6 protein-coding genes are annotated in these 11,641 nt (G+C 60.3%); all 6 read right to left on the bottom strand.

Annotated features, from left to right (window positions below):
• Positions 1 to 293: 293 nt before the first annotated feature.
• Positions 294 to 605, bottom strand: coding sequence for an Imm40 family immunity protein (gene imm40 / locus BCA01S_RS38105; RefSeq protein ID WP_156955085.1), 312 nt, complete (start codon positions 603 to 605; stop codon positions 294 to 296).
• A 3-nt stretch (positions 606 to 608) separates the two neighbouring features.
• Positions 609 to 1,262 (bottom strand): hypothetical protein, encoded by a 654-nt coding sequence (locus tag BCA01S_RS39470; protein ID WP_052369501.1) that lies wholly within the window; start codon positions 1,260 to 1,262, stop codon positions 609 to 611.
• A 78-nt stretch (positions 1,263 to 1,340) separates the two neighbouring features.
• Positions 1,341 to 1,592: a DUF7660 family protein gene (locus BCA01S_RS39650; RefSeq protein ID WP_027779262.1), complete on the bottom strand. Its 252-nt coding sequence runs from the start codon at positions 1,590 to 1,592 to the stop codon at positions 1,341 to 1,343.
• 10 nt (positions 1,593 to 1,602) lie between these two features.
• Positions 1,603 to 2,652 carry a DUF637 domain-containing protein gene (locus tag BCA01S_RS39165; protein ID WP_244145940.1) on the bottom strand — a complete coding sequence of 350 codons (1,050 nt, stop codon included), beginning with the start codon at positions 2,650 to 2,652 and terminating at the stop codon, positions 1,603 to 1,605.
• 252 nt (positions 2,653 to 2,904) lie between these two features.
• A complete protein-coding gene (locus BCA01S_RS37335; RefSeq protein WP_244145950.1) occupies positions 2,905 to 3,108 on the bottom strand; it encodes a CPCC family cysteine-rich protein in 204 nt (67 codons plus the stop codon).
• Positions 3,108 to 11,423: a two-partner secretion domain-containing protein gene (locus BCA01S_RS35270; protein ID WP_042319340.1), complete on the bottom strand. Its 8,316-nt coding sequence runs from the start codon at positions 11,421 to 11,423 to the stop codon at positions 3,108 to 3,110. Before BCA01S_RS35270 ends, BCA01S_RS37335 begins: the two co-directional genes overlap by 1 nt.
• Between the last annotated feature and the right edge of the window lie 218 nt (positions 11,424 to 11,641).

Below are 11,641 nucleotides of genomic sequence, written 5' to 3'. Positions count from 1 at the left end.
AGACAATCCCCTTCGCGTCAGTGTTCGACTGCGCGATCAAGCTCGCGCACGATCAAGGACGCACACGTGCACATTTTCTAGAATGTCGCTCATCGCGCAAAACTAAGCCGCGCTTCAACGTTGCTTTCAGCGCTATTGAAGCATGCATTCACCGTACCAATATCCGCGTAGAACCAGCAGCTTCAACATCCGCCGCCATACGTGCAATGGAGCAGGCTGCGCAACGCACAGTCTCTCGAACGCAGCCGGCGGCTGCAAGCAACAAGTGCGGCGCTCAATGGTTGGGCGAATACTTAATCGCGATCCTCAACGACGAATACGATGTACACGGGCCGTCCTGCAAGACCACTCACGAAATCACGAGCTACCGCAACACTTTGTAAGCCATCCACTCCATCATAGAACCAATTTTCGTAGGTCGGCTCGAATCGGCCACTCTCGTCCAACCGATACACATCGCCACCCAGCACATGCCATCGCTGCTGACTAAACAACTGTAGCGCGGTATCTGCATCCGCCAGTGGGAGCGCTGCCTCATTCAGACCATTGTCAATGAGGCTATGTCCATTTCGCGCATAAAGCTCAAGGATTTTAGATACTGGCATAGTTTATTTGTTTGGAACAAACAACCGGTGATTGATAGTGCCATCGGGGTTACGGATGTATTCGAACACCCCGCTCTTTCCATTGTAAGACCCCGGTATCGTCAACCGCCAGCGAGCGACACCATCGTTTCCGACAATCGGGGTGACCGATCTCTCCCCGGAGAAACCATCAGTTGACTCGGGAAAGCCGTGATAGTCACCCAAAGCAGCCTGGCCTAGCACTTTGGGCGTGTACTGAGTCCCGTCGAAAAAATTTTGTGCCGTCACAGGCCGGGCGGAGCTGTTGGCGGCTCCTCCCAGTCCGCCGATCGCATTTGAGCCCGTTTTGTAAGCTACGCCATCGTCACGCGTGACCGTTGTCGATTCGCCCAGTAACTGCTTTTCTTTCTCAAGCCGCGCGCGTTGTTCATCGAATTCCTTCTGCGATTCGGATCTGCCGTCCCCGATGTGGGTAGCCGAGTTGTTCAACGCCTCGTTCTGCGCCGCCGTGGCCGCGCCTTGTACGTTCGCCCCACCTAAGGCCGCCAACGCACCACCGGCCAGCGTCGCAAATCCCGCGAGCGCGGCCATCTGCCCGGCGTCGAGCGGTACGCCAGCCGCGTCTATTCCCTTTATGAAGTCAGGCGAGAGTGCCGCGCTCGCGGCCGTATCCAGCAAACCCGGCGCATGGCCGGGTTCGTCCCATTGCTGCTTCCGGCCAATAACCGGCGCAAGCCTATCCTGCGCTAGCGCAGCCTATTCGTACATTCGGGCAGCAAACAAGATGTCCGCGAACGTTCGCCACGTAGGCGTATCTGGAATCGGCTGCCCCGTGTTCTTGTAATACCCGTCCATGTCTCGAATCCAAGCCTCCATAGCACCGAGAAACCTGTCGAGACTAACGTTTTCCCACTCCCTCGCATTTTCTTGCACGTCTCTTGCCAGGGCGGCAACGAAATCTGCCAGCCGCTCTTTCGAGTCAACGTCGTTAATTTGTTCCGATAGCATCCTGGCCTCACTACTTGGGCACGCCTCGAATGCATATGATGCATCCTTGGTTTGGCGTTGTGAACTTCCACGCTTGGCTCGTTATTTCCTGAGGTGTTGCAGGCGTGATGTTAACCATTGTTCCCGCCTGCGATGTCACAAACAAGCGGCGATTATCGAGGGTATAGATCTGCCCGTTCTGCTCATACACGCGGATCGGCGGCAAATCGCTGGGAGACAAGACCCCCGATTTCAACGCTCCGATTGCATCTTGCAAAGAGGACCCATCCGAGAAAGTCGAACTGATACTGCTCTGCGTAAACCTGATCGAACTCGGGTTCGCCAAACCACTTAGGCTACTCGGCACGCCACTGTTTGTGGCAGCGGGCAATCCCGCCAGCGGCGTTCCCTTGCCGACTCCGAGATTCTGCCCGGCTTGTTCCTCGTCGACCGCTCCACCACTCTGCGGCAAGACCTGGTGCGTATACGTGTGCTCGTTCACCTTCTCTGGGTCGTCGCCGCAGGCGTGTGCGCATGAATTGTTCAGCGTCTCGTTCGCAGCAGCATTCACAGCCCCTGCTGCGTTCTGGCCCAGTGCCGCTGCAACGCCGCCGCCCAGCAGCGTCGTGGCCGCCGTAATCATAGCAAGCTGTGACGGGTCGGTAACACCCTGACCACCCGTCACCGCCGTCGCAATCGCGTTAGCACTAAACGCGGACACGGCCCCGCCAATCGCGCCTCCAGCACATCCGGTTCCCTCCGCCGCCGATGCGGCGCACCCTAATGCCGCATGGGCCAGCCAGTAGCCCGGAGTGCCAGCCGCAACCAGTGAGCCGGATGTGAGTGACGCGTTCCCGATCGCATAGGCGCCGGCAGCCGCAACGTCACTTACCGCGCTATTGCGCAGGTTGGTCAGAAAGCTTCCACCACCGATTGCAGTTTGCCGGGTTTTTGCAAGCGCTTTGGCGCGTGCGTAATGTGTGTAGCTTAAACAGGGGGCTTTTGATGACGAACAACAACGATCGATTGCGCAATTCGGCGACGAGACAGACCGATCGGCAACATGACGAACATCGCTCAATCGCCAATGAGTGGCTACGCCGTGCAATCACCGGAATTAAGGAAATGCACAGCAGCGAGGACGCTCGAAGGGAAGTCGCGCAAAGACTGTTTTAGCCCTCGCGACGCCGAACGCATTGCGGCGACGAATTGCTCAAATCGAACGACGGCGCCGCGATGCGCTCCAACGCCATAAAGCACAAACCCGGCGCTCGGGCCGGGTTCGGGTCACTGCTGCTGTCCGGATAAAAACCGGCGCAAGCCTATCCTGCACCTAGACGCTTCTCGCCTTCCAACGCACCTGCGCCTCGTTCAAGCTGCTTGAATTGGCTCCCCCTGCATATGCAGGATCGGCCGATTGCACAGGGTCGTCCTCCCAACCACACACCTCACAGATTTCGTAGGCACCTAGCTCATGAAGCGTTAAGTGACCGCAGCAAGGACATGGATTTAACGAATGTTTTTCTTTCTCTCGCATCATTGCTTGTTCCAATATGTCATCCCGCCCTGCGGTCTGAACATCGTTCGTGGCGCACCATTTATTGTCTTGACCGCGAACGTGTTGGTCGACGGGTCATACAACAAAGTATCGCCATTGGGACGCGTCTTAGTCAAAGTCCCAACAGGAGGATCCAATACAAAGTCCTGCGCACCTTGGACATATTGAACCGAATTCTGATACTCAGGAAACTCGGACATATGCTTGTCCCAGTGGCCGTAGGCATTTTCGACTGCGGTACTGGAGCCAGTCGAGGACCAGAACGAACTGCCCCCACTGTTTGTGGCAATCGCTTCCGCTTCCGCATCGGCTGCCCCCTGGCCGACTCCCCTCGTCGCCAGCGCAGCGGTCAGGAACTCGGCGGCAGGTCCAACCTGATCGCCCGGCGAATACGGCAACTTCAGCGCGCTTGCGGATATATACCCCGGATCACCCGGCGAAGCGAACGGCCCACCATTGGGGATGTTCGCAACCATCTCACCAAGGCCAACGAGGCCGTTCCATACCCCTGCTGCCGAGTTACTGGCTGTCGCAAAGGCGCTCTTTGCCGCACCAATTGCCGCCTGGGTATGCAGCAGCGAAGCCAGGTCGTTGTTCAGCGCCTCGTTCTGCGCCCATGTCGCTGCCGACGCTGCGTTCTGCCCAAGCGCCCCGGCCACGCCTCCGCCCGCAAGCATCGCGATGGCCGCGATCGCAGCTGTCTGCCCAGCGTCCGGTGCCGTCCCATCGGGATCGATACCCGCAAGCGCAAACGGTGTCACCACCGCACTCGTCGCCGCTCCTAGGGCACCCCCCGCGCATCCGTTGCCTTCGGCGGCGCTTGCTGCACATCCGAGAACTGCATGTTCCGCAACGTTCGCAAACGTCAGCGGATCAGTCCCACTACCGATCGCGTACGCCCCGGCCGCCGCGACATCACTGACCGCATCGTTTTTCAGGTTGGTCAGGAAGCTGCCGCCTTGAATTGCAGTCTGGACGCCGGCCTGGACCGTCGCTTCCGCCGCGATCGCCGCCCCTTGCGTAAGAACGGTGCTTGCCGTAACAGAACCTGCCTGCGGCACCAACGCCCCGCCGACACTCTGCACGCCGGCCAACGAGGCAAGACTGTTGTGCGACGCGGTCCAAGTCCATCCCAAGCTCCCATCGCTTACTGTGATTCCGTTCGTAAGCCCCGCAGTCAACATTGCGGTAGCGCCTGCCTGGAACATGGCGCTCATGCTAAATGTGCCGTTCGCAGCCTGGCCCAACGCGCTGCTAGTCATGCCTGCGACGCCCGCGGACAACACGATGTTGCCCAACCCCGCAGATACGGCATCCGCGGTCGTCGTAGCAGCCGTGCCTGCTGCAAACGTGCTGCCTACGGTTGCTCCAGAACCTATCGCAGCCGACGCCGCTCCAGCCGTGATAACTGATGCGACCACCATGACTGCCAGCATGCCAATTGTCTGGAATGCGCCCTCGCTTTCAGCAAGGGACGTCACGCTCGTATGCAGATCGTTCTGGACTGTGCTCTGCGTGAAGCTGTTGCCGAGTTGCGCCTTCAGCGCAGCGAGTTGCTGTTGTGTACCCGCGGTGTTGACCGTGCCATCCGCATTGAGCTTCTGCAATGCGCCGCCGATCTGGTCTACTGCATCTACATTTAACTGGTAGTTCCCAGCCGACATGAAACCGCCCTGCTGGGCCACCGTCCCCGTAGTCGTGATCAGCGTGTAAAGATCGGGAATGAAAGTGCTCTGGGTGCCAATGTCCGTTGAACGCTGCTGGTTGGTCAGCGAACCAGCGTTGACTGTCAGCGTGTCCGTCGCTGTGATGGAGCCGGTATTCGTGATCGTCCCGCCGTTCGACGCCGTAAGCGTGACGTTCTGCCCGCTGATCGTGCCGTCGTGCTGAACCACGGCATAGTTTTGCGGCAGATATACCTGTGGCATCAGCGCATCAACGGTCGGGCAGGTCGCCGTTCCAGTCGCGGTACATCCCGGCTCAGGCACGGTCTCTTCCACGTACCAAAGCATAGGTTTGTCGAGCGCGGCGATCTGATCCTGTGTCAGCGCTGTGCCGAGCGCAATGTTGTTCGCCTCGGCGTACTGGATGGCGTTACCGTAGAGCGCTTTTTTTTCCTGATCGGTGATGGACGACTGCTTCGTGTTGTCATACGACAGCCCGCTGACAAAGCTCGCCTGCCCTGTCTGCGTCAAGGCTGCCTGCTGCAGCAGCTGATCTTCGGTGAACGGATCGTAGTAAAACTGTGTGGTGTTGGGCTGAAGGCTCGTCGGCAGATTCGCAAGCAACTGCCCCGGCCCGATGTTGCCGATCACCAGCGAGGCCGGGCTGTTGACCAGATAGCTGATGCTCGGCGCGCCACTGGCAGCAGACGCTCCCGTCGCTACCGACACGCCTGGCGACGCCGGCGCCGACGAAGAAGCGACGCTCACGATAGGGGCGCTAATTGTCCCGGCTGCACTACCCGGCGCAGTGACGGGTGCCGACGTGCCGCCCGCAGTGTTCAACGACCCGCTCGACCCAGCCGCAATGCCGCCCGCGATGCCTGAGGCTCCCGCAAGGCCCGCGCCGATAGCCACCATATTGGCGGTCAGGTTCGCTGCGTTTGACGCAACGACCGGCACCCCAACAGGACCCAATGCGATGACCTGATTCGAGCCTGTGGGCTGTGGCGTGTAGACAGCGGGCGATGTGAGACCATTGACGAGCGTCGCACCCGTCAGCGCAACCTGCTGTCCTAACACATTGCCTGAGTTCTGCAACTGGCCACCGGCCGTCACTAACAAGGAGGGGGCCTGGATCGTGCCAGAAAGGCTCTTGTACGGTGTCGGCGGCTGAACGCTGTCGCTCGCGTGATACGCACTGCCGAAAAGCGTTGAGCAGTTTGCTGCCGTTCCGCAGCCGAAGTTATCAGGCGGCTTCGACCCGCCGATCACGCCACCGTAGAAGGCGTCATGCCAGTAGGCGTTCAGCGTCTGGTCTTGATTGGTCACCGTCGATGTCGCCGCAATCGACGCCTGCGCGCCCGCCGTGATCAGGCTACCCGTGTTGAACAACGTGCCCACGCTGAACGACAGGTTACGATTCGCCGTGATCGTCGATGCATCGCCTGACTGCTGGTCGGTGAAGGCGTCGCAGTAGTGCAGATTGGCGCCGCTGCAACCGGCCACGGCGGTCTTGCCGAAGTTCTGATAAATCTGCACGGGCGCGGCCAACGCATTGGTCAACGCAGCGGTATTAATCGCGATATCGCGGCCCGCCTGGATATTGCCCGATGTATTCGTCACGCTGGCCGACTGCGTGAGACTGGTCTGCGGGTCGTTCGGGTCGGTGTTGCTGCGCGTGGTCCCCGTACCGCCGATCACGACGTCGCGGCCGGCGAGCAGATTGCCGTACGTGTTGTTCACGGTCGGCGCGGCGATGATCAGATCGCGGCCGGCGAACACCGTGTTGTTCGTCTGCGTGTAGCTGTAGCTTTGCGTGGTGGTCTGATCGCCGTAGACCAGCGTAGCGTCGTTGCCCGGCCCATAGGTCGCGTTGAAACTACCCGCAAGCGCCCAGAAGAATTGGGAGCTCGTCATCGCATCGGTGACATCCTGCCCCGGCCGCTGATAGTAGATGTCGTTGCCACTCGGTGACCAGATCACCGTTCCTATGTAGCCGCATTGCGGCGTCGTAACGCCCGCCGCACAGCCCGTCTTCGACGTCACGGATTCGCTGTGGTAGCCTTGGTTCGTAAAGCTGCTCGCGGTGATACGCATGTCCTCCACCGCGTACAGACTCCCGGCGTTCGTCAGCCCGCCCGCGGTTCCGGTCAGCGACAGATCGTTGCCGGCGACAATCTGTCCGGCGTTCTGGTTGGTATAAACAGTGACCGTGGACGTCTGCGCAGCCGGCGGCGCGCTCGTCGTGAAGATGTTCGCGGAGGTCGGGGTATAAGCGCCGGGTGCCGGATTGCCTTGATCGTCGATGGATTGAAGCATCGGGACCAGCGTGCCCGCTGTATAGGCCGCCTTCAGTTGCGTCAGGAAATTTGCGTACGCCGCGCTATCGATACTGTCCGTGATCGTCGAAGTCGCCGCGTCACCGCCGTTATCGAGCGACGCCACGTTCAACGTGATGTTGTTCCTGGCGGAGATCGTGCTGCCGTGGTTGTTTAACGCGCCGGTGGTGATCGACAGGTCGTGCCCAGCGGCAATCACGCCGGCCTGCCCGGTGGGCTGGGTCGTCGTCGTGGTCTGCGTGACCGTGGGCAGCGCGATGCCGTTGAATGTCCCGCCGCTCAAATCGGCAGCCGTCACATCCGTCGCGGAAGCCGGCTGAAAATCGCCAACCCGGCCCGTAAGCGAGCCTGAATAATTGTTGGTCGAACCGTCGATCTGGTTTGTCGTGGAACCGGAGAAGGTCAGCGATCCGATCGCCGTCGATAGAAACGCTGACCCCATCCCCGCCGCCGCGATCGTGGTACTCGACGTCGTCGTAGTCGTCGTGTTCGCGCCGGCCCGGCTGTTGTTGACATCTGCTGCCGTGATCGTGATGTCGTTCTGCGCGGTGATCTTGCCGCCGATATTCGTCAGGTCGCCGCCCAGGTTCGCATTCAGATTGCGCCCTGCCGCCGTCGTCGCGCCGCTGTTGTCGTAACTGCTGCCGCCAAGGTTGACGTCGCGCACGGCGCCGACCGTTCCCTGGTTGGTCATGGCGCCGGTGAGGTTGACGTCCTCGTTCGCGTGGATGGTCCCACTCCCCTGATTGACGATCGTGCCGGACAGATTGACGTCGTTGCCCGCGCTGATCGTGCCGCTATTGATCAACGTGCCGTTGGTCGACAGCGTGATGTCGCCTGCCTTGCTGATAATGCCGCTGTTGCTGACACCTTGCGTTGCGATGATCGACACGCTGTTGCCCGGCATGGCCCACGTACCGGAATTGTTCAATTGCAGGGTATTGATCGTCAGTGCGTTGCCGAGATTGAACGTGCCGCTCGAGACAGCCGAAGGGTCGAACGCCTGGTTCTGCAAATTCAATGTGAGGTTGTGCTGCGCGAGAATCTGGCCGCCAGCGTTATTGAACGTGCCGTTGCCGCCCGTCACGGTGACCGTCGCATCACCCGGTGTACCCGGGCTCGTGGCACTCGTGCTACCGGCGAAGATGACGCCGTTATTGTTGCCAGCCAGATTCGCAGTCGTGACGTTCAGCGAATTCGTACCGATGATCGCGCCGCCGTTATTCGTGAGAGCGCCGGCCGCCGTGACCCCTGTCGTCAACCCGGCAATCGATCCCTGGTTATTCAGGTTCGTTGCATTAACGGTCGTCGTCGCCGTGGAAATCAGGCTTGCGTTCGATGTATTCGTCACGTTCGCGCCAGTCACCGTCAGCGCACCGCCCGCAAGCACGCTACCCGTGTTCACGACTGCGTTCTGGCCAGATAATGTGGCGAAGCCTTGGACGAGGGTCTGGGCACCCGCCGTCGTCAACTGGTTCGACGCGTTCGCGCTTAAATTCCCGCCGATCAACGCGTTCCCGGTTCTCACATTGGTACCGGAGAGGGTTGCGTTCTTGACGACATTCAGTTGTCCCGCAGACAGGTCGAGACTGTTCTGTGCGGTCGCCGCAAGACTGCCTGAAACGGTAGTCGTGCCGCCCGTACTGATGTTTGTACCTGTCAGGATCGCGTCTCCGCCCACCTGCGTCGTGCCTGTCACTGCGACGTTTCCAGCTGCAGCCAGGCTTGCGTCGCCGGCGGAGTTCACGTCGCCCTGCGCGATGAGATTTCCGCCTTGGGCCGTGAGAGCCGTTTTTCCAAGACTCGTCACACTGCCGGTCACGATGAGACTGCCAGTCGCCTGAGCGTTGAGGTCTCCACCACTCAGGACCGCGCCGTTGATCGTTGCGTCGCCGCCGTTCGCCTGGAGCCGGGCGTTGCCCACCGCGGTTGCAGCACCCATCGTCAGGCTCGTCCCCGCACTCGCATTCAGATTGCCGCCGGTTTGCAGTGCTCCGGACAGGTTGATCGCCTGCCCTGCGCTCAAGGCGGCATCTGAGCCAAAGCCTGCCGTGCCACCGCCTGACAGATTGCGTCCTGCACTCAGAGTCCCCGAGCCGTTACCAGTGATCGAGCCAGAGACAACCGCGTCCGTAGCAGCGGTCACCACCGTGTTGCCACCGGTAGCGAGCGCACCATCGATCGTCACGGCACCGTTCGTCGCGATCAGAGTCGAGTTGCCCACCACGCCCGCGCCGCCTACGGTCGCGTTGTTGCCAGCGGTGACGGAGAAATTTCCGCCGGTTTGTACGGCGCCGGCAAGGTCCACGTTGCGTCCCGCATTGACGATCGCGTCCTGCCCAAACGTCACGGTCCCGCTCGACGAGACATCACGACCAGCACTCAGGTTGCCAGCTTTGTTACCCGCAATGCTGCCTGAAACGGCCACGTCCGTTGCAGCGGATATGGCAGTGTTGCCGCCACTCACGATCGCACCGTTAACCGTTGCAGCACCGCCGCTAGCAGTCAGCGTTGTGTCCCCTGCCGCGGTGGCGGAAGCCACGGTCAGACTATTGCCTGCGGTGACATGCAAGTTCGCTCCCGCCGTCACGGCGCCTGGCAGCTTGACGTCATGACCGGCAGCAAGCGTCGCATTTTGACCAAAGGTGACCGCACCGTTCGTCGTGAGATTGCCACCCGCCCCCAATAGACCATTGCCATTGCCCGCCAGGGTGCCGGAAACATTGAGATCGTCACCTGCGTTCAGTGTCGTGCTGCCGTTTGCCGCAACGTTGCCGCCAAGCGCCATTGTCTGGCCCGCGGTGGCGTTCAGGTTGCCGTTGGTCTGCACGTCCCCTGCAGTCGTTACGTTGCCTGTTTGCCCGACTAGCGTGAGATCGCCAGACGACGCTACGCGACCATTAACCGTCGCGCTGCGCTGCGCGAGAACCTGCACCGTAGCGCCACCGGTAAGCGCGCCGCTCACCGTCGCATCTCGAGCGGCATTCAATGCGATTGCGCCAGGCGCGGACACAGCGCCTCCAACGGTTATGTCGCCATTGCCTGTACTTCCGGTCGTCGTCATCGACAGGTTGTTGCCTGTCTGCACCGATCCCACCGTCATGTCCGCGCCAGCCCGAAGATCGACACTTCCATTGGACTGCGCGGTGGCAACATTGAGGCCGCCGCCCGCGGTCATATTGAGGTCTTGCACCGACTGCACGGATGCACCCGCAGCGGCTATGTCCCCTCCCGCGCTGACCGTGTATTGATTGGCGAGATTGCCGCCGGCCATCGACACCTGGCCAACACCCGTAAGACTGGCCGTCTGTTGCGCGTACGTGGTGTTGACTGCGATGTCGCCGTTCGACGTGACGGTGAGATTGCCTGCCGTCGCCGTCAACGCGCCCTGCGTATTCACGCCCATCCCCGCCGCCGTTGAGACGATATAAATCTGTCCGCTCGTCACCGACCCGTACTTGCTTGCATCAATTGCTACCGCGTTGTTGCCGATCGCAGTCGCTGTATTGGCCGCCCCATTGGATGTCGTGCCATAGTTCGTACCCGACGCATCCGTGGTCGTTGGAGTTACGAGCTGATTGCCCGCAATAAGATTGATGCGTTGGTCGGCGCGTAACGGCGCATTCAGACTGATGGTCTGCGCGATTACATCGATGTTGCCAACGGTGCCCTCGATGCCTGCTCCAGGTCCGTTGACGCCTGCCGGCCCGCTGATAGAAACGTTGCCCGACCTGACATCGTAGGCCAAGGAACCCGCGTTGGCGAAGTCTGTCGGTGTCCCGCCAACGCCGGTCAAAAATTGCGGTGTCCCCGTGGTTAGGACGAGACCTGTCGCGTTGGTCAGGGAAAGTCCATTAACCGACACGCCATTTGGATTGCTGATAATGACCGACGCCGGACTCCCAAACACTTCGAGCGGACCGAGCAGGGTCGATGCGGGCCCTGTAGTCGTTACCTGATTGACAATCACACTCGCTGTACGACCAGCGAGATTCGGGTTGGCGGCAAGAGAACCGCCAAGAAGAGGTGTCCCCGACGTCAGGCTGTTGTTCAGCACCAGTCCGTTGCTATCTACATTGAACGACTGGTAACTGTTGACGCTAATGCCATTGGCATTGGGCGCAGCGATATTGACCGCCGGCACACCAGTTGTGGTCTGGGTGATCGTCGGTTGAAACGGAATCGGGGCGCGCGGATCGACAATCGGCGCAGCATGGGCGACCTCATCGAGGATGAGCACACCAGGCAGCAAGTAGGTCACCGCCGCCATGATGCAAGCGATGAATTTCATCCATAGCGGTCGAGTCTTCTCCGCTATGCCGCTTGCCGCCTTGAATGAATTTGCCTGCCGCGCCGCCTCTCTCTGGACGAGTCGCAGCATGCTCTTACGAGCACCCCGTAGCATGGGCTGTATATCCGAATATTATTTTCGGATCGAATATTACCGAAACTTCCGCGAGAACAATGTCATAAAATGATGCAATGTCTGATTAACGACACAGATTCGCG

Origin of the sequence: Paraburkholderia caledonica NBRC 102488, assembly GCF_000685095.1 — a bacterium.
GTDB classification, from domain to species: Bacteria; Pseudomonadota; Gammaproteobacteria; order Burkholderiales; family Burkholderiaceae; genus Paraburkholderia; species Paraburkholderia caledonica.
Note: the sequence above shows the minus strand (reverse complement) of the source record. Positions and strands in the feature narration are given on the sequence as shown.

Excerpts from the sequence above, each read along its gene's own strand:
- BCA01S_RS35270 (WP_042319340.1), bottom strand. The coding sequence starts at position 11,423 with ATGAAATTCATCGCTTGCATCATGGCGGCGGTGACCTACTTGCTGCCT.
- BCA01S_RS39650 (WP_027779262.1), bottom strand. The coding sequence starts at position 1,592 with ATGCTATCGGAACAAATTAACGACGTTGACTCGAAAGAGCGGCTGGCA.
- imm40 (WP_156955085.1), bottom strand. The coding sequence starts at position 605 with ATGCCAGTATCTAAAATCCTTGAGCTTTATGCGCGAAATGGACATAGC.
- BCA01S_RS37335 (WP_244145950.1), bottom strand. The coding sequence starts at position 3,108 with ATGCGAGAGAAAGAAAAACATTCGTTAAATCCATGTCCTTGCTGCGGT.